Below are 18380 nucleotides of genomic sequence, written 5' to 3' on the forward strand. Positions count from 1 at the left end.
CTTCAATACACCCGCACCGCAGTTGCAGCATCATGAAATCTACGCTATGGTTTTAGTAAAGAGTTTTACTAACTCTTACCTATTGCATTACTTAATGCGATTATCATTGGCAATGACGCGATGAGCATCAGGAAGGCGAAATCATGAGCACCACGGAATCCACCACCAAGTCCGGCACCGAATTACAGCAACATATCGTCATCGGCAAGGCCGCGGAGGCGTCGGCCGACTGGCTCACCGATCCGCAGGTGTTTGCGGTCAATCGCATGCCCGCCCACTCCGACCATCGTTTCTTCGACCACGCGCCGCTGCCGAACGAGTCGATGACTCTGAAGCAGAGCCTTGACGGCGAATGGCACGTGAACGTCATCGACGCCGCGACGGAGCGGTTCGACGTTGCCGACTCCCCCGCCTTCGCCGCCGTCGACTTCAATGACGAGGCCTTCGGCGCCATCGCCGTGCCGGGACATCTGGAGACGGCCGGATATCTGCCGCCGAAGTACGTGAACATCCAGTACCCGTGGGACGGCCACGAGAACCCGACAGCGCCTGCCGTGCCGGAACATAACCATGTGGCGCTGTATCGTCGCGAATTCATGACAGGTCCCGAGACCGCCGCGGCGATCCGCGGGCACCGCACGGTGACGCTTACGTTCCAGGGCGCGCAGACCGCAATCTACGTATGGCTGAACGGCACGTTCGTCGGCTACGCCGAGGACTCCTTCACCCCCAGCGAGTTCGACGTCTCCGACATGATCCGAGAAGGCCGCAACGTGCTGGCGGTGGCCTGCTACGAATACGCGAGCGCCAGCTGGCTGGAGGATCAGGACTATTGGCGTCTGCACGGCCTGTTCCGCAGCGTTGAGCTCACCGCATGGCCCGAGGCCCACGTCATGGACCTGCGTGCCGTCGCCGACTACGACCACACGACCGGGACGGGCTCGATCGACGTCGCCGCGCGGATCGCCAACGCCGCAGCGGTCGGGGACGGCCTCGCCGAAATCTTCGACGGCAACGGCACCGTCATCCGGAGGCAGGAGTTCACCGCCGCGGACATCATCGACGGCACACTGCACATCAGGGACGGCGTGGGCAAGGTCGCCCCGTGGAGCGCCGAGGATCCGAGGTTGTATACGCTTTCCCTCACGCTCAACGGTCCGTTGAACGATACGGTCGACGACATCATCGAAGTGTCGCGGACCCGCATCGGATTCCGCCGGTTCGCCATCGAAGACGGCCTCATGAAGCTCAATGGCAAACGCATCGTGTTCAAGGGCGTGGACCGTCACGAGTTCGACGCCCGCCGTGGCCGCGCCGTCACCGAGGAGGACATGCTATGGGACGTCCGCTTCCTCAAGCGGCATAATCTCAACGCCGTGCGCACATCGCACTATCCGAATCAGAGCCGCTGGTACGAGCTGTGCGACGAATACGGCATCTATCTCATCGACGAGACGAACATCGAGACGCATGGCACCTGGTCAGCCCCCGGCGATCAGGTGACGCCCGAGACCAATGTTCCGGGCAGCAAGCCGGAATGGGAAGGAGCCTGCCTCGATCGCGTGAACTCGATGATCCGCCGTGACTTCAACCATCCGAGCGTGGTCATCTGGTCGCTGGGCAACGAATCGTATGCCGGCGAGGTGTTCCAGGCCATGCACGACCTGGTGCATGAACTCGACGGCGTGCGACCGGTGCATTACGAGGGCGTGTATTGGAACCGTGAATTCGATGCGGCCTCCGACATCGAAAGCCGCATGTATGCCAAGCCGGCCGAAATCGAGGAATATCTTGCGAACGACCCGAAGAAGCCGTATATCTCCTGCGAATACATGCATGCGATGGGCAATTCCGTCGGCGGCATGCAGCTGTACACGGATTTGGAGCGTTATCCGCATTATCAGGGCGGATTCATCTGGGATTATATCGACCAGGCCCTGTGGCAGCGGCTCGGCGACGGAACGGAGCGTCTCACCTACGGCGGCGATTGGGATGACCGGCCGCACGACTACGAGTTCTCCGGCGACGGCATCGTGTTCGCCGACCGCACCGTCTCTCCCAAGGCGCAGGAGGTCAGGCAGCTGTATGCGAACGTGAAGATTGTGCCGGATGATTCGGGCGTGACGATCACGAACGGGAACCTGTTTATCGACACTTCCGATTCCGTGTTCACGGCCCGCCTGCTGGTGGACGGCGTCGAGCGCTGGAGTGCGGATTACGATTTCGTCGTGCCGGCCGGCGAAACCCGCCGATTCGACGTCGCGTTTCCCGACGCTGCGGAATATGCGAACGCGGCCGGCGGAAGCGTGGAGGTGACGTATGAGGTCGACCAGCGACTGCGCCATGCGACCCCATGGGCGGACGCCGGCTATGAGCTGACGTTCGGCCAGCATACGGCGGCAGTGGCGTCAGACGGCACGACTGGCGGCGATGGCATCGCGGACGCGGGCGCAACGAAGGCCGGCGGCAAGGCCGTGGTCGTCGACGGCCGCTGGAATCTCGGCATTCACGGCACCGGCACCGGCGCGGCAGGGGGCGCCGACTTCGAGGTGCTGCTTTCTCGCACGCAGGGCGGCATGGTGTCGTTGCGTCGGGGCGGCCGCGAAATGGTCATCCGTCGACCGGATATCGTCACGTTCCGCCCGTTGACCGACAACGACCGTGGCAATGGCAGCGGATTCGACCGGGCGCAGTGGTTCGGCGCGGGGCGTTACGCCCGTGTGGCCGATACGAGGTTCGAGACCTCGGAGCATGGCATCGCCGCCGAATACGCATACGAGCTGGCGGAGCCGAACCGCACCCGCGTGACCGTGCGCTACGAGGCGGACGCCAACGGCCGCGTGCATCTGACCGCCTCCTACCCCGGCGGCGTGGATGCGCCGACCCTGCCGGCGTTCGGCCTGGAGTGGATGCTGCCCGCACAGTACACGAACCTGCGGTTCTACGGCCTTGGACCGGACGAGACGTATCTCGACCGCAAGATCGGCGGCAAGCTGGGCGTCTATGAGACCACGGCGCCCGATTCCGCGGCGCCGTATCTGGTGCCGCAGGAGACCGGCAACCATGAGGACGTGCGTTGGTTGGAGGTCACCGATGAGTACGGCCACGGCATGAAGGTGAGCCGGTCGGGCTCCGACACGTTCTGCGCCAGCCTGCTCCCCTACTCCACGCTGATGCTCGAGGAGGCGCGTCATCAGGACGAGCTGCCCGCGCCGCGCCACACGTTCCTACGTCTGCTCGCCGCCCAGATGGGCGTCGGCGGTGACGACTCGTGGGGCGCGCCCGTGCACGACCGGTTCCAGCTCGACGCCGCCAAGCCGCTCACGCTCGACGTGGCCATCGAGCTGCTGTAGCAGGCGATCCGAGGGGGGCTGAGCACGACCCCGTAGCCAGCCTCTCCTCAGCCGACTACGCAGACGGCTCCCCTCGACAAGGGGAGCCGAACACCCTCACTTTCCGCCGCGTATGAAGCTGCCGCGTTCGACGAGCGTGGTGGAGAGCAGCATATGATGCCGTACCGTGCGTTTGCTGGCGATGGCGTCGGCGAGCGTATCAATGGCGGCGCGCACAAGTTCGCCCTGGTCGATGGCGTAGGTGCTCAATGCCGGTGACGTGTATTGAGAAATCGGCTGGTTGTTGATGCTGATGAGGCTCACGTCACGCGGCACCAGCACGCCGGCCGCGTTGAACGCCTGCAGCACGCCGACGGCGATGACGTCCGCCGCCACGATGAACACGTCGGGCATGGCTCCATGGCGCTCCTCGACGATGCGTTCGCCGAGCCGCTGCCCGCTCGACACATTGAACGGCCCGTCGATGTAGACGAGTCCCTCGGTGTCGAGGCCCAAACGTGTCGCCCAATTACGGAACGCCAGCAACCGCAGGTCCTCGGGATATTCATGCATGCCCATGATGCGGCCGGTTCCGCCGATATAGCCGATACGAGTCATGCCGGCGGCGACGCATTCGTCCAAGGCGTCAAGAATCGTCTGGGAAAGATCCGGCCGGACGGAGTCGAACAGATTGGGCGCGGGGTTCGTGTCGATGAACACGCCATAGGGCAGCACGTCGTGCAGACGGCGCAGGGCGCCGTTGTCGACGACCTCGGCGCCTATGGCGATGAACCCGTCATAATGCCCGCCCTCGGCGATGAGCCGCTCCACATCGGTGATGAACGTCACGTTCATATGGTGCCGTTCGGCGCTGGACCGCAGCACCTCACGCAGCTCGTTGAAGTAGGCGTCCTGCAAGTGGTCGCCGGGGTCGATGACGTCGAGCACGGCCACTTCGCGGGGCAACGCGATGCGCTTGGATTGCGTGGCATAGCCGAGTTCCTCGCTCACCTGGATGATGCGGCGTCGCGTCTCCTCCTTGATGGACAGCGTCGGGTCGCCGTTGAGCAGACGCGAGACCGTGGCCTGGGAGTATCCCGCCTTCCTGGCGATTTCCTTGATGGTGACCATGCCGCAGCTCCAATGCATATCGTTTAGTAAACAATTTACTAAACGAGTATAACGCACGGAATCATGAACGAACAGGAACCGTAACGACCACCCGGTTCCCGTCCGTCAAATACTTCACGACAAACAGGAATCCCGCCCAACGTTCGGTTCCCATTCGTTCGATGAGGCGCGACGAACAGGAACCGTAATGGTCACCTGATTCCCATCCGTTGTAGTTTCCACAACGAACGGGAATGCAACCCTTAAACGAAAACCGGAGGATGGAGTGCGTCTTGCAATTGCACACCCTAACGAGAAAGGGCCGATATGCGTTTCGCAACCGTAAGCTTGGGAGGCGAAGCCTCCCGGCCGAACGGCCTTGAGTGTGTCACGAAACGCATATCGGCCCTCGGAGTGCTATGCGGGGCGGATGACGAGCTCCTGGATCTTGCCGGCGTCGTCCACGTTCTCGATCTGCGCCAGCGCGTGGATGATGGTGCCGGCGTAGTTGGCGTAGAAGTTGACGGTGCGGCTGTTCACCACATGGGGGTCCTCCACGGAGAATCCGCCGATGACGAACTGGTTGTGGAAGTACATGTCGATGGCCTTGTCGCCAAAGAGGAACGTGTTCTCGCGCCCCACCAGCGACGGGCAGTAGTCGAACATGCGGCTGCGTTCGGCGAAGCAGGCGGAAAGCGCCTCGTAGTCCTTGTTCTGCAGCGCCTTGATGTAATCGTCGATAATCATAACGGTGTGTGCTCCTGTCTGGAAAGCTTAGCGAATCGTAATGCGCGAACGCGCGGGACCGGTCTTTAGTAGACCTTCTCGGAATGCAGCAGGGCGTCGGTGCCGCCGTCGGCGAAGAGCACCACGCCGTTGAGGCCGCGCGCCTCGGGGGATGCGACGAAGGCGATCACGTTGGCGACCTCCTCCGGGTCCATGAGCGGTTCGTCGCCGTAGTGGGTGGGAACCTGGATGGCCTCCATGGCCACGCGCTGCTCGGGCAGGAGATTGTCGGTCATGGCGGTGCGCACGTTGCCGGGGGCCACCGCGTTGAGGCGCACGCCGGAGGCGCCCCACTGGGCGCTCATGCGACGGGCCCAGCGGGCGAGCGCGTACTTGGTGGCCGCGTAGAAGGCGTGGCCGCCGGCGGGGTCGTAGTCCTTGACCAGGTTGACGATGCGCGCCTCGTCGGGGTTGTTGTTGAGCATACCGACGACGTCCATGCGGGCGTCGCCGTGTGCGATGGAGTTGGAGGAGGTCACGGTGCAGCTGCCGTGCTTCTTCTTCAGCAGGTCGAACACGCCTTCGGCCATCACGGTGGCGCCGAAGTAGTTCAGGGATACGATCAGCGGAATCGGCGCACGGCCTCCGGCGACGCCGGCGTTGCAGATCATGCCGTCGATGCCGTCGGGGTACTGCTCGTGCAGCGCGTTGAGCGCGAACTGGCGGCCTTCCTTGGTGGCGAGGTTCGCGCTGATGTCGCCGTCCTTCAAATCGATGTTGACGACCTCATGGCCGTGCTTCCTCAGAATCTCCGCGGTCTTGGCACCGATGCCGCTTGACGCGCCTGTGATGACATAAACGCCCATGTTTCCGTCCTTTCACCGATTCCGAATCCGCCACCATCATTGTGAATACCGATAAACGAAACCGAATAATGTTACTTTCCCCTCCGAAAGCGCCTCTGCCGGAAGGTAATCATCACTGTATATCGTTGCGGTTGGAAGGCGTCATCGGTTGCCAGCGTTTGCGGGAAAGTTGTTCACGGTCACATGCAGTCGCGCATCGCAGGAATGACGCGGACGCCGGGTGTGAGGAAGATTACATCGGCAATTGTTGGCATGAAGTGGCGGCATCGGCCCCGCGATCATTAGACTTGTATCGGCTTTGACGGGGACTTCCCGCAGAGACTGACGAACTGGCGGCCCACCGTAGGGTGATTTCGCCGTATCGTATGGAGGCAGCGTAATGAGCGCCAATCACAGCAGCGGCACCCGTCCGCGTCATATTCTTCTGGGCGTCACCGGCTCCATAGCCGCGTTCAAGGCGTGCCAGCTGGCATCGAACCTCACCAAGCACGGCCATGAGGTCCGTGTGATGATGACGGCCTCGGCCACGAAGTTCGTGGGCCCCGTCACCTTCGACTCCCTCACGCACACCGCCACGCGCACGGCCATGTTCCCGGCCGCCGAATACGCCACCTACACCGACGAGTTCGGCGAGGCGCGCGTGGGCGTCAGCCATATCGAGGACGCCAAGTGGGCCGATGTCGTGGTCATCGCGCCGGCCACGGCGAACGTCATCGCGAAGTTCGCGTCCGGCATCGCCGACGACTATCTGACGAGCACGACGCTCGCCGCCACCTGCCCGAAGCTGGTGTGCCCGGCGATGAACGTGCATATGTACGAGAACCCGGCCACGCAGCGCAACATCGCCGAATGCCGTGAGCTCGGCTTCCGTTTCGTCGACCCCACGTCGGGTCTGCTGGCCTGCCAGGACGTCGGCAAGGGACGTCTCGCCGAGCCGGAGGACATCGAGAAGGCCATCGACGCGCTGCTCGCCGAAAACGACGCCGCCACCGATGCGACGACGCCCGCTCCGGCCGCGACCGGTGATGGCCACGCCGATCAGCCGCTCAAGGGCCTGAACGTGCTGGTGACCGCCGGCCCCACGCAGGAGCCGCTCGACCCGGTGCGATACCTGACCAACCATTCCACCGGCAAGATGGGCTACGCCCTCGCCGCCGCCGCCCGCGATATGGGCGCGCATGTGACGCTGGTCTCCGGCCCCGTGAGCCTCGAGGCCCCCGAAGGCGTGGACGTGGTGGATGTGACGACCGCACGTGACATGTTCGCCGCCGTCAGCGAGCGCTTTGACGCCACCGACGTGACGGTGATGGCCGCCGCGGTCGGCGACTTCCGCGCCGAGACCGCCAGCCCGCAGAAGATCAAGAAGCATGGGCGCACCACCCTTACGCTGGAGCTCGTCTCGAACCCGGACATCCTCGCATGGGCCGGCGAGCACAAGCGCGACGACGGCTCGCAGGTGCTGTGCGGGTTCGCCATGGAGACCGAGCATCTGGTGGAGAACGCGGCGAAGAAGCTCGCCGAGAAGCACTGCGACATGCTGGTGGCCAACAACCTGCGCGACCCCGGCGCCGGATTCGCCACCGATACGAACGTGGTGACGATTCTCACCCCGCCCGACGACGTGGAGCACGACCACAGCATCGCCGACATCGAACGCATCGGCCAGATGCCCAAGACCGACCTGGCGAGGCTGATCCTCGGCCGGCTCGCCGCGCTGCGCAAGGCGGGCGTGCCGCAGGCGGCCTGACAGACGCGCGAAAGCACGGAATCATACGAATTCATACGAAGAGAAGAACCTGAGACAGGCACTGGGAAGAGAGAGGAAGACCATGCTGATCGCCGTGGACATCGGCAACACGAACATCGTCATCGGATTCATCGACGGCGACGACATCATCGGCACGTATCGTCTGACGACGAAGACCCGTCGCACGAGCGACGAATACGCGATGATGCTTTCGACGTTCATGACGATGTCGCATATCCGCCCCGAGGAGGTCGATGACGTCATCATCTCCTCCGTGGTGCCGAAGGTCATGTACGCGTTCCGTTCGAGCATCAAGAAGTTCCTCGACCTCGATCCCATCATCATCGGGCCGGGCATCCGCTGCGGCATCAATCTGCGGCTGGACGACCCGAAGACCGTGGGCGCGGACCGCATCGCGGACTGCGCCGGCGCCTACTACCTGTATGGCGGCCCGGTGCTGGTCATCGATTTCGGCACGGCCACGACCTACGACTACGTGGACGAGAACGGCACGTTCAGCGCCGGCGTGATCGGCGTCGGACTGGAGACCAGCGCGAACTCGCTGTGGAGCCATACGGCCCAGCTGCCGGAAATCGAGATCGAGCAGCCGGAGACGATCCTGGCGACGAACACGAAGACGGCCATGCAGGCCGGCATCTACTACCAGTATCTCGGCGGCGTGGAGTACACGATCGCCCAGTTCCGCAAGGAGATCGGCCATGATTTCAAGGTCGTGGCGACCGGTGGTCTCGGACGCGTGCTGTACAACGCCACCGACTCCATCGACGTCTACGACCGTCAGCTCATCTTCAAGGGCCTGGCCATCATCTACGCCCGTCTTCAGAAGCAGGGCGCGCGAGGAAAGGGACGCCGGTCATGAGGATCGGATTCGTCGGCGCGGGCAAGGTGGGATGCGCACTCGGCGCGCATCTTCGCGGGTCGGCGTCCGTCACCGTCAGCGGCTACTGCAGTCGTTCGATGACGTCATCGCAGGCCGCGGCGGACGCGTTGAATGCGGCCGCGCGCCAGGCGGCCGATTTTGACGCGACGACGGCCGCCGTCGCGTTCCCGTCGCTGATGTCGGCCGTGGAACTGAGCGACATGCTCATCGTCACCACGCCGGACGACGCCATCGCCGGCGTATGGCATGACCTGCGCGACCTGCCCGAAGATGCGGTCAGCGGCATGGCCATCGGCCACTGCAGCGGATGCCTGTCGTCCCGGGTGTTCGACGGCAGTGACGAGGCCGGAGTCTCCGCGTTCTCGATGCATCCGATGCAGGCGGTGAGCGAGCGCTTCCCGACCGACGGCCGAGACCAGCTCGCCGGCGCGTTCTTCGCACTGGAGGGCGATGCGCGGGTCACCGAGGCGATGTCACAGCTGCTTGCATCGCTCGGCAACCCAAACCGGACGATGGAGGCCGACAGCAAGACGCGTTACCATGCGGCGGCGGTCATGGCGAGCAACCTGCCCATCGCCTTGTGGAATCAGGCGGTGGAGACGCTGCGGTCGTGCGGATTCGGCGAATCCGACGCCCGCGAGGCGTTGTCGGCGATGATTCGCCACAACGCGGACTCCTTCTGCGAGCGCGGCGCGAAGGCGGCGCTTACAGGCCCCGTCGAGCGTGCGGACGCCGGCACCGTCGAGGCGCATCTCAAGGCGCTTCCGGACGATGCGCTGGCCGTATACCGGCCGCTTTCGCAGGCGCTGATCGACATCGCCGCCGCGAAGAACCCCAATCGCGACTACGACGGGCTGCGAACGATACTTTCACCCATAACCGAATAACAAGTAAAACAGGCGTGGATCGGCCCGGCCGACCGCGACCAACGAAAGGATAACCAACAATGAAGCACACTGCGGTAACGTTCCGTGCGGCCAAGGAGAGCGGCGAGAAGCTTTCGATGCTCACCGCCTACGACTACACGACGGCCAAGCTGCTTGACGAATCCGGCATCGACGGCATCCTCGTCGGCGATTCGCTGGGCATGGTCATGCTCGGCTACGACTCCACGCTGCCGGTGACGATGGAGGACATGATCCATCACGCCAAGTGCGTGACGCGCGGCGCGAAGAACGCGCTCGTGGTGGTGGACCTGCCGTTCATGGCCTACCACACCGTGGACCAGGCCGTGGAGAACGCGGGACGCCTCGTCAAGGAGGGCGGCGCCCAGGCCGTCAAGCTCGAGGGCGGCGTGGCGTTCCACGACCAGATCAGGGCCATCGTGACCGCGTCCATCCCCGTGATGGCGCATCTGGGCCTCACCCCGCAGTCGGTGAACGCGTTCGGCGGCTTCAAAGTGCAGGGCAAGAACGTCAAGACAGCGCAGCAGATCCTCGACGACGCGCGCGCCATCGAGGACGCCGGCGCCTTCGCCGTGGTGCTTGAGGGCATTCCCACGTTGCTCGCCAAGAAGATCACCGAGGAGCTTTCCATCCCGACGATCGGCATCGGCGCGGGCGATGTGACCGACGGCCAGATCCTCGTCTACCAGGATCTGCTCAACATGTACGGAGAGATGAAGACGAAGTTCGTGCGCCACTATGCCGAGATCGGCACGCAGATGCGAGAGGCGTTCGGCAGCTACATCAAGGACGTCAAGTCCGGTGCCTTCCCCGACAACGCCAAGGAGGGCTTCGCGATGAACGAGGAGATCCTCGCCGAACTCAAGTAGCGAGCCCGGCATCGACCGCCATACCGCCTCCTCCTGTCGGAGGAGGTAATGAAATCAACGTATATAACGCAATATTCACACCATAAGAGGTAATCATCATGACTGAAACCAGTGAATTCGCCGTCGTCCACACCATCGCCGAGGTGCGCGAGCAGGTCAAGGCCTGGAAGGCCCAGGGCCTGTCCGTCGGCCTCGTGCCGACCATGGGCTTCCTGCACGAGGGCCACAGGAGCCTTATCGAGCGTGCCGTGGCCGACAACGACCGTGTGGTCGTCTCCGACTTCGTCAACCCCGTGCAGTTCGGACCGAACGAGGACCTCGAGGCCTACCCGCGCGACCTCGACCGCGATTCCAAGCTCGTCTCCGGCGCCGGCGCGAACCTGCTGTTCAACCCGTCCCCCGAGGAGATGTACTACCCGAACCGCACCACCGCCATCACCATGGCCACGATCACCGAGGAGCTGTGCGGCAAGAGCCGTCCGGTGCACTTCGGCGGCGTGTGCACGGTGGTCGCCAAGCTGTTCAACATCGTGACGCCGAACCGCGCCTACTTCGGCCAGAAGGACGCGCAGCAGCTGCTGGTCATCAAGCGCATGGTACGCGACCTCAACTTCGACATCGAGATCATCGGCTGCCCGATCATCCGCGAGGCCGACGGCCTGGCCAAGAGCTCGCGCAACACGTACCTGAACGCCGAGCAGCGCGCCGCCGCACCGATCCTGCACAAGGCGCTGGAGGCCGGCCGCGAGCTGGCCGAGTCGGGCGAGAAGAGCGCCGAGGCCATCAAGGCCAAGGTGCGCGAGGTGCTGGCCACCGAACCGCTCGCCGACCCGGAGTATGTTGAGGTGGTGGACCTCGAGAACGTGCACCCCGTCGCCACGCTCGACCAGCCCGTGCTCGTCGCCATCGCCGTACGCATCGGCAAGACCCGCCTGATCGACAACTTCTTCTACCCCGAACTCCACTGAGTCCCCGATGGTCTTCCACTGAGGCCATCGGACGATTCGCCCCCTTCGGCTCCCCGCCATATTCGGCTCCCCTCGCAACCGAGACCAGCCGTCCGCGAAGCGGGATGAGGGGAGCCCATCAATTCCACAACTTCAATCAAGGAAACAATCATGCAGCTCAATATGCTCAAGGGCAAGATCCATCGCGTCACCGTCACCGAGGCGCGTCTCGACTACGTCGGCTCCATCACCGTCGACTCCGAACTGCTCGACGCCGCCGGCATCCTCGAATACGAGAAAGTCGCCGTCGTGAACGTGAACAACGGCCAGCGCCTCGAAACCTACACGATCGCCGGAGAGCCCGGCAGCGGCATCATCTGCCTCAACGGCGCCGCAGCCCACTTCTTCGACCCCGGCGACACCGCCATCATCATGTGCTATTGCCAGATGGACGCCGAGGAGGCCAGGACGCACAAGCCGAAGGTCGTGTTCGTCGACGGGAAGAACCACGCCACGCGCGTGACCAATTACGAGAAGCACGGCCAGATCGCCTAGGACCCCGTGCAATCCCCCTGGCTCCCCTCCTCGAGGGGAGCCATCCGCGACAGCGGACCAAGGGGAAGTCCTCTTCACATCCATAATCCGCAATCCACACATCACACCGTCATCGGCTTGCCATCCATATCGTCGGACTCTATGATGAAAGAAAACGGTAAGCGCTTACCATAATGTCTGCATACCGACGAGGCACCGAAACGCAAGGGATTCGATAACCCGTCATAAGTTTTCCTTTCAGGAAAACGCGGGCAAGGGATGACGCAAACCGATATCGTATCTGTAGACTGATGCGCACTATCAACACCAAAGGAGCTGCACATGGGGAATACTGTGGGGAATACGGCAGCGTATTCCAATCCGTTGCGTGATTCGCGCGACCTGCGCCTGCCACGCGTCGCCGGACCATGCTCGCTGGTGATCTTCGGCGTCACCGGCGATCTTGCGAAGCGCAAGCTGCTGCCCGCCGTCTACGACCTCGCCAACCGAGGCCTGCTGCCCGCCGGATTCGGTCTGGTCGGATTCGGCCGCCGCCCGTGGAGCAACGAGGAGTTCGCCAACTACGCCGAGGAGCAGGTGCGCGCCCACTGCCGCACCCCGTTCAACGAAAACACCTGGGGACACCTGCGCGATTCCATCCGCTTCGTACAGGGCGAATTCCACGATTCCGAGGCGTTCACCCGCCTGAGCGACACCGTCTCCGAACTCGACCGTGACCGCGGCACCCGCGGCAACCACGCGTTCTACATGGCCGTGCCGCCGCGCGACTTCCCCGTCGTCTCCAAGCAGCTGGCCGCGTCCGGCCTCTCCCACTCCTCCGAAGGCGCCTGGCGCCGCGTGATCATCGAGAAGCCGTTCGGCCATGACCTCGAAAGCGCCAAGGAGCTCGACCGCGTGGTCGGCGAGGTGTTCAGCCCCGAATCCGTGTTCCGCATCGACCACTACCTCGGCAAGGAGACCGTGCAGAACCTGCTGGCCCTCCGCTTCGCCAACATGATGTTCGAGCCGGTCTGGAACGCCAACTACGTGAGCCACGTGCAGATCACCATGGCCGAGGACCTTGGCATCGGCGGCCGCGCCGGCTACTACGACGGCATCGGCGCCGCGCGAGACGTGATCCAGAACCACCTTCTGCAGCTCATGGCCCTCACCGCCATGGAGGAGCCGGTCTCCTTCGCCGCCAGCGACCTGCGCGCCGAGAAGACCAAGGTGCTCTCCGCCGTGCATCTGCCGAAGGACCTCTCCCTGCACACCGCCCGCGGCCAGTACGCCGAAGGCTGGCAGGGCTCCGAAAAGGTCATCGGCTACCTCGACGAGCACGGCATCAGCCCGGACTCCACCACGGAGACCTATGCCGCCATCCGTCTCGACGTCGACACCCGCCGCTGGGCCGGCGTGCCGTTCTACCTGCGCACCGGCAAGCGCCTCGGCAAGCGCGTGACCGAGATCGCCGTGCAGTTCAAGCGCGCCCCGCACCTGCCGTTCGAAACCACAGCCACCCGCGAACTCGGCGCCAACGCCGTGGTCATCCGCGTGCAGCCCGACGAGGGCGTGACCCTGCGCTTCGGCGCGAAGGTGCCGGGCACCGCCATGGAGGTGCGCGACGTGAGCATGGACTTCAGCTACGGCAGCTCCTTCACCGAGGCCTCCCCCGAGGCCTACGAGCGACTGATCCTCGACGTGCTGCTCGGCGACCCGCCGCTGTTCCCGACCACCAAGGAGGTCGAGCTCTCCTGGGAGATCCTCGACCCGATCGAGGAGTTCTGGAGCACGCTCGGCCAGCCCGCCCCCTACCGTGCCGGCACCTGGGGACCGAAGGAAGCCGACGACATGCTTGCCCGCGACGGACACCATTGGAGGATGCCATGATTTTCGACCTGCCCAACACCACTACATCGGCGATCTCCCGCAAGATCGAGGAGCTGCACGAGGAACGCGGCGAGGCCGCGCAGAGCCGCGTGCTCACCCTGCTCGTGGAGACCTACACCGAGGAGCTGGAGAACTCGCTGGAGACGGCCAACGCCGCAAGCCGCGAGCATCCGTGCCGCGTCATCGTGATCGTCAAGCACGCCCGTCCGGCCGACGCCGAGGACGGCTCCACGCTCGACGCGCAGATTCGTTTCGGTGCGGACGCCGGCGCCGGCGAGATCATCGTGCTCAAGCCGGCCGACGAGCTCATCCGCCATCTCGACACCCTCGTCATCCCGCTGCTGGTGCCCGACGCGCCCGTCGTGGCCTGGTGGCCGACCAAGGCGCCGGAGAACCCGTCCGTCAACGCCATCGGCCGCATGGCCCGCAGCCGTATCACCGACGCCACCCGCGCCCCGAACCCCGAGGCCGCGTTCATCGCGCTGCGCGCCCACTACAGCGCGCAGGACGTCGACATGTCGTGGACCCGCCTGACGATCTGGCGCGCCCTGCTCGTCTCCATGCTCGACCAGCCTCCGCATCTGCCCATCACCGCAGTGAAGCTCACCGGTCCGACGCACGACCTGCCGCTGGAGCTGCTGGCCTCCTGGCTCGCCTGGAGCCTGCATGACGTTCCCGTCACCGTCGAGCGTTCCGACGACCTCAACGCCATCTCCGGCGTGTACTTCACCCGCGAGGACGGCGTGCTGAGCATCGAGCGCGCCGCCGAGGACGCGGCCGTCATCTCCCAGCCCGGCCAGTCGCCGCAGAACGTGACCGTGCCGATCCGCACGCTCGGCGACTGCCTGAGCGAGGAGCTGCGCCGCCTCGACCCCGACGAGATCTACGCCGAGGTCATCCAGCACGGCTGGGAGCTCGTCGAGCACGAATAGTCCTCGGACGAACGATTCGAATCAAATCAACGAAAAGGGGCGGCGCGACGTCGGATTCCGACGCGGCGCCGCCCCTTTTCACATTCGGATGACGCGACGGACGACGTCCGTCCGTTCCGCATCCAATCTGAAATCCACATGACATCCGCGTGGATGTCGTGTCACAGAACAAGAAAATCCACCGCGCACGCAATGAAGGTGCGCTAGTCTGACATCGATTGAATATGCCTGCCGCCAAATGGACGAACGATATGACAATGGCGCGGCGGATTTTGGAGGAAACCATCATGGCAATGATCGATAGGAAAGTCATCATCTACCCGACCGCCGATGTACTGCGCGAAGCGCTGGCATCGCGGTTCCTGCTGAAGATATCGGACCGTCTGGCCAAGCGCCAGCGCGTGGACGTGGCGCTTACCGGCGGCACCGACGGCATCGCCATGCTGCGCACCGTGGCCGAAAGCCCGCTGGCGACCGCCGTGGACTGGAGCCGCGTGCACCTGTGGTGGGGCGACGAGCGGTTCGTTCCCGCCGACGACCCCGACCGCAACGCGCTGCAGGCCCGCGAGGCATGGTTCGGCAAGCTCGTGGAAAGCGGACAGATGCCCGAATCGCATATCCACGAGATGCCGGCCGACACCCGCTCCGAGGAGGAACGCGCCAACGCCACCGACGTGGAGAACTACGACGCCGTGAACAAGGCGGCCAAGGCGTACGAGCACGAGATCGTCAAGGCGCTGGGCAAGAAGCAGGCGTTCGACATCGCCCTGTTCGGAGTGGGGCCCGACGGCCATTTCGCCTCGCTGTTCCCGAACCATCCGGTGCTGCGCAACCACGACAAGAAGACCCGTGTGATCGGCATCACCGACTCCCCCAAGCTGCCGCCGATGCGCATCAGCCTCACCGTGCCGTTCATCCGCCGCTGCCGCCGCGTATGGGTGTTCGCCTCCACGCCGCGCAAGGCCGAGGCCGTGGGCAAGGCACTGTCCGGATACAACAACCCGCACGTGCCGAGCTCCTTCGCCGGCGGCGACAAGGAGACGCTGTGGCTGCTCGACAAGGACGCCGCCGCGAACCTGTAAGACGCCGTTCGCAACGGACTGGGCATAACGTCGCAAACACAAAGGAGGTGCATCCCCACGTCGGGGATGCACCTCCTTTTTCCGTATCAGCGGCAATCGGAAATCAGCATCAGGACTGCTTGATCTCCTCCTGGCCTTCCTCAGTCCACAAGGTGTGGAAGACGCCGGGCTCGTCGACGCGCTGGTAGGTGTGGGCGCCGAAGAGGTCGCGCTGGCCCTGGATCAGGGCGGCGGGCAGGCGCTTGGAGCGCAGGCCGTCGTAGTAGGCCAGGGAGCTGGAGAACACCGGCATCGGGATGCCGAAGCTGATGGCGCGGGAGATCACGCGGCGCCACGAACGCTGCACGGTCTCGACGGCATCCTTGAAGTACGGGGCGAACAGCAGCGACACGTTGGCCTCGCCGGATTCGAACGCCTCGGAGATGCGGTTGAGGAACTGGGCGCGGATGATGCAGCCGCCACGCCAGATGCGGGCCACGGCGGCGAGGTCGATGTCCCAGCCGTACTCCTTGGCTGCCTCGGAGATCTCGTTGAAGCCCTGCGCGTAGGCCACGATCTTGGAGGCGTACAGCGCCTCGCGGATGTCGTTGATGAACGCCTGACGCTCCTCAAGCGGCATCGGTACGACCTCGGACGGACCCTCAAGCCCCTGCTTGGCGGCCTCGGCGCGCAGCTCGGTCTGGGAGGACAGGCCGCGGGCGAACACGGCCTCGGCGATGCCCGTCACCGGCACGCCCAGCGACAGGGCGGTCTGCACGGTCCAGGTGCCGGTGCCCTTCATGCCGGCGTGGTCGAGCACCACGTCGATGAACGGCTTGCCGGTCTTCTTGTCCACGTGGTGGAGCACTTCGGCGGTGATCTCGATGAGGTAGGAGTTCAGCTCGGTCTTGTTCCACTCCTCGAACAGGTCGCCGATCTCGGACGGCTCCATGCCCAGGCCACGGCGCATGAGGTCGTAGCTTTCGGCGATGAGCTGCATGTCGGAGTACTCGATGCCGTTGTGCACCATTTTCACGAAGTGGCCGGCGCCGTCGGAGCCGATGTGCGTGACGCACGGCTCGCCTTCGGCCTTGGCGGAGATGCTCTCGAGGATCGGACCAAGGGTCTTCCAGGATTCCTTGGTGCCGCCGGGCATCATGGACGGGCCCTTGAGGGCGCCTTCCTCGCCGCCGGAGACGCCGCAGCCGACGAAGTGCAGGCCGCGGGCGCGGATGGCCTTCTCACGGCGCATGGTGTCCTTGTAGTAGGCGTTGCCGCAGTCGACGATGATGTCGCCCGGCTCCATGAGGTCGGCGAGGGCGTTGATCATGTCGTCGGTGGGCTCGCCGGCCTTGACCATGATGATGGCCGTACGCGGCTTGGTCAGCGATGCGACGAACTCCTCCAGCGTCTTCGCGGGAACGAACTTGCCCTCGTCGCCATGCTTGTCAATCAGCGTTTCGGTACGGGAGTAGTGACGGTTGTAGACGGCGACCGTGTTGCCCTTGTGCGCCAGGTTGCGAGCCAGGCTCGCTCCCATCGCCGCAAGACCTACAACACCGATATTGGCTTGTGCTTCGCTCATCATTGCCTTTCGATAGAACGTTCGGGCGGCCTCGCAGCCGCCATGGGCACGGTTATCGCGCTGGTAAAAGTATACCATTGCGATTAAACGTAGTACTTTTTACGTCCAGAGTTTTCCGACCGTTCATTCGGCGAGCGCCAACGGCATGCGCGAATCGAATCGGCGAGGCTCCCCGGTGTAGGGGTCGGTGAACTCGAGCGTGCGGGCCACGAGCTGCAGCGGGTTCGAGAAATCGTCGTAGGCGCGGTCGATGACACGCGGGTACATGGGGTCGCCGAGGATGGGCAGGCCCAGCGAGTTCATATGCACGCGCAGCTGATGCGTCTTGCCGGTACGCGGATGCAGGGCATAGGCGCGAATCGAGCGATGACGGCACCCGGTCCCCTCATCATTCCGAATGCCGCACTCCCCTGAAGCACCCAGTTCGATCGTCGTCTCCGCGTTGACCCGCCCCGGCTCCTCGTATGCCTGCAGGATGCCGCGGTCCTTGACGATGCGCGAGCGCCTCCGCAGCGGAAACACGCGCGGCGGCTCCAATCGTTCGACGGTACCGTATCGAGGCCGCACAATCGGCCGCGCCGGAGCCAGGCATTCGTAGGTCTTCGTCGTCCGATGTTCCTGGAACAGCATCTGGTAGGCGCCACGGGCGGAGAGCTCGCGCACGAACACCACCACGCCGGCGGTGTCGCGGTCCAATCGGTGTGCAGGCGTGATCTGCGGCTCCCCCAGACGCTCCCGCAGCCGTATCAGCGCCGTGGACCGATACCACATGCCACGCGGCGTGGTGGGCAGGAAATGCGGCTTGTCGATGACGATGATGTGCTCGTCCTCATACAGCACGTCGAAGTCGAACGGAATATCCGGCTCGTCCGTCACCCAGCGGTGTCGTTGCGGCATGATCACTCCCCCAAATATTCGAAATCCGCATTCTCCCCGCGCAAATCATCGAAAACAGGACCGTTTCACGACAACTTG

The 18380-nt window shown here is 64.2% G+C and carries 15 protein-coding genes; 10 read left to right on the forward strand and 5 right to left on the reverse strand.

Annotated elements, in window-relative coordinates:
• The first annotated feature begins 143 nt into the window (after positions 1-143).
• Complete coding sequence (locus GFD18_RS01100; RefSeq protein ID WP_163200107.1) at positions 144-3353, forward strand: glycoside hydrolase family 2 TIM barrel-domain containing protein; 3210 nt, start codon at positions 144-146, stop codon at positions 3351-3353.
• A gap of 96 nt (positions 3354-3449) precedes the next feature.
• On the opposite strand, the gene GFD18_RS01105 is transcribed toward GFD18_RS01100, so the two are convergent.
• From GFD18_RS01105 to GFD18_RS01115, 3 genes are all read right to left on the reverse strand, one after another.
• A complete protein-coding gene (locus GFD18_RS01105) occupies positions 3450-4463 on the reverse strand; it encodes a LacI family DNA-binding transcriptional regulator (protein ID WP_163200108.1) in 1014 nt (337 codons plus the stop codon).
• Between the two features lie 396 nt (positions 4464-4859).
• On the reverse strand, positions 4860-5189 hold the full coding sequence (locus GFD18_RS01110; RefSeq protein ID WP_163200109.1) for a hypothetical protein: 330 nt from the start codon (positions 5187-5189) through the stop codon (positions 4860-4862).
• Between the two features lie 65 nt (positions 5190-5254).
• Positions 5255-6034: an SDR family oxidoreductase gene (locus tag GFD18_RS01115; RefSeq protein WP_163200110.1), complete on the reverse strand. Its 780-nt coding sequence runs from the start codon at positions 6032-6034 to the stop codon at positions 5255-5257.
• A 379-nt stretch (positions 6035-6413) separates the two neighbouring features.
• Between GFD18_RS01115 and coaBC the strand changes: the two genes are divergently transcribed.
• From coaBC to pgl, 9 genes are all read left to right on the forward strand, one after another.
• Positions 6414-7781, forward strand: a complete 1368-nt coding sequence (gene coaBC, locus GFD18_RS01120; RefSeq protein WP_163200111.1) for a bifunctional phosphopantothenoylcysteine decarboxylase/phosphopantothenate--cysteine ligase CoaBC — start codon at positions 6414-6416, stop codon at positions 7779-7781.
• A gap of 82 nt (positions 7782-7863) precedes the next feature.
• Entirely contained in the window at positions 7864-8661 is a 798-nt protein-coding gene (locus GFD18_RS01125) for a type III pantothenate kinase (protein WP_163200112.1), read from the forward strand.
• Positions 8658-9569, forward strand: a complete 912-nt coding sequence (locus GFD18_RS01130) for a Rossmann-like and DUF2520 domain-containing protein (protein WP_163200113.1) — start codon at positions 8658-8660, stop codon at positions 9567-9569. Before GFD18_RS01125 ends, GFD18_RS01130 begins: the two co-directional genes overlap by 4 nt.
• 59 nt (positions 9570-9628) lie before the next feature.
• Complete coding sequence (panB, locus tag GFD18_RS01135; protein WP_163200114.1) at positions 9629-10456, forward strand: 3-methyl-2-oxobutanoate hydroxymethyltransferase; 828 nt, start codon at positions 9629-9631, stop codon at positions 10454-10456.
• Positions 10457-10554: 98 nt separating this feature from the next.
• The gene (panC, locus tag GFD18_RS01140; RefSeq protein ID WP_100509952.1) at positions 10555-11424 is read left to right on the forward strand and encodes a pantoate--beta-alanine ligase; all 870 of its coding nucleotides are present in this window, start codon (positions 10555-10557) and stop codon (positions 11422-11424) included.
• A gap of 150 nt (positions 11425-11574) precedes the next feature.
• Positions 11575-11958: an aspartate 1-decarboxylase gene (gene panD / locus GFD18_RS01145; RefSeq protein WP_163200115.1), complete on the forward strand. Its 384-nt coding sequence runs from the start codon at positions 11575-11577 to the stop codon at positions 11956-11958.
• A 321-nt stretch (positions 11959-12279) separates the two neighbouring features.
• Entirely contained in the window at positions 12280-13827 is a 1548-nt protein-coding gene (zwf, locus tag GFD18_RS01150; RefSeq protein WP_163200116.1) for a glucose-6-phosphate dehydrogenase, read from the forward strand.
• The gene (locus GFD18_RS01155; RefSeq protein WP_163200117.1) at positions 13824-14759 is read left to right on the forward strand and encodes a glucose-6-phosphate dehydrogenase assembly protein OpcA; all 936 of its coding nucleotides are present in this window, start codon (positions 13824-13826) and stop codon (positions 14757-14759) included. The genes zwf and GFD18_RS01155 overlap by 4 nt, the downstream gene beginning before the upstream one ends.
• A gap of 293 nt (positions 14760-15052) precedes the next feature.
• Positions 15053-15841 (forward strand): 6-phosphogluconolactonase, encoded by a 789-nt coding sequence (pgl, locus tag GFD18_RS01160; protein ID WP_163200191.1) that lies wholly within the window; start codon positions 15053-15055, stop codon positions 15839-15841.
• A 109-nt stretch (positions 15842-15950) separates the two neighbouring features.
• Here pgl and gndA read toward each other — a convergent pair whose 3' ends face one another.
• Positions 15951-17405, reverse strand: coding sequence for an NADP-dependent phosphogluconate dehydrogenase (gene gndA, locus GFD18_RS01165; protein WP_163200118.1), 1455 nt, complete (start codon positions 17403-17405; stop codon positions 15951-15953).
• Positions 17406-17528: 123 nt separating this feature from the next.
• Entirely contained in the window at positions 17529-18302 is a 774-nt protein-coding gene (locus GFD18_RS01170; protein ID WP_163200119.1) for a pseudouridine synthase, read from the reverse strand.
• Positions 18303-18380: the final 78 nt, after the last annotated feature.

Origin of the sequence: Bifidobacterium saimiriisciurei (genome assembly GCF_010667655.1) — a bacterium.
In the GTDB taxonomy this organism is placed as follows: Bacteria; Actinomycetota; Actinomycetes; order Actinomycetales; family Bifidobacteriaceae; genus Galliscardovia; species Galliscardovia saimiriisciurei.

What these genes read in the sequence shown, in the direction of transcription:
- GFD18_RS01125 (WP_163200112.1), top strand. Translation starts at nt 7,864, where the DNA reads ATGCTGATCGCCGTGGACATCGGCAACACGAACATCGTCATCGGATTC.
- GFD18_RS01155 (WP_163200117.1), top strand. Translation starts at nt 13,824, where the DNA reads ATGATTTTCGACCTGCCCAACACCACTACATCGGCGATCTCCCGCAAG.
- GFD18_RS01130 (WP_163200113.1), top strand. Translation starts at nt 8,658, where the DNA reads ATGAGGATCGGATTCGTCGGCGCGGGCAAGGTGGGATGCGCACTCGGC.
- coaBC (WP_163200111.1), top strand. Translation starts at nt 6,414, where the DNA reads ATGAGCGCCAATCACAGCAGCGGCACCCGTCCGCGTCATATTCTTCTG.
- GFD18_RS01100 (WP_163200107.1), top strand. Translation starts at nt 144, where the DNA reads ATGAGCACCACGGAATCCACCACCAAGTCCGGCACCGAATTACAGCAA.
- GFD18_RS01170 (WP_163200119.1), bottom strand. Translation starts at nt 18,302, where the DNA reads ATGCCGCAACGACACCGCTGGGTGACGGACGAGCCGGATATTCCGTTC.
- panC (WP_100509952.1), top strand. Translation starts at nt 10,555, where the DNA reads ATGACTGAAACCAGTGAATTCGCCGTCGTCCACACCATCGCCGAGGTG.
- panD (WP_163200115.1), top strand. Translation starts at nt 11,575, where the DNA reads ATGCAGCTCAATATGCTCAAGGGCAAGATCCATCGCGTCACCGTCACC.
- pgl (WP_163200191.1), top strand. Translation starts at nt 15,053, where the DNA reads ATGATCGATAGGAAAGTCATCATCTACCCGACCGCCGATGTACTGCGC.
- panB (WP_163200114.1), top strand. Translation starts at nt 9,629, where the DNA reads ATGAAGCACACTGCGGTAACGTTCCGTGCGGCCAAGGAGAGCGGCGAG.
- zwf (WP_163200116.1), top strand. Translation starts at nt 12,280, where the DNA reads ATGGGGAATACTGTGGGGAATACGGCAGCGTATTCCAATCCGTTGCGT.
- gndA (WP_163200118.1), bottom strand. Translation starts at nt 17,405, where the DNA reads ATGAGCGAAGCACAAGCCAATATCGGTGTTGTAGGTCTTGCGGCGATG.
- GFD18_RS01110 (WP_163200109.1), bottom strand. Translation starts at nt 5,189, where the DNA reads ATGATTATCGACGATTACATCAAGGCGCTGCAGAACAAGGACTACGAG.
- GFD18_RS01105 (WP_163200108.1), bottom strand. Translation starts at nt 4,463, where the DNA reads ATGGTCACCATCAAGGAAATCGCCAGGAAGGCGGGATACTCCCAGGCC.
- GFD18_RS01115 (WP_163200110.1), bottom strand. Translation starts at nt 6,034, where the DNA reads ATGGGCGTTTATGTCATCACAGGCGCGTCAAGCGGCATCGGTGCCAAG.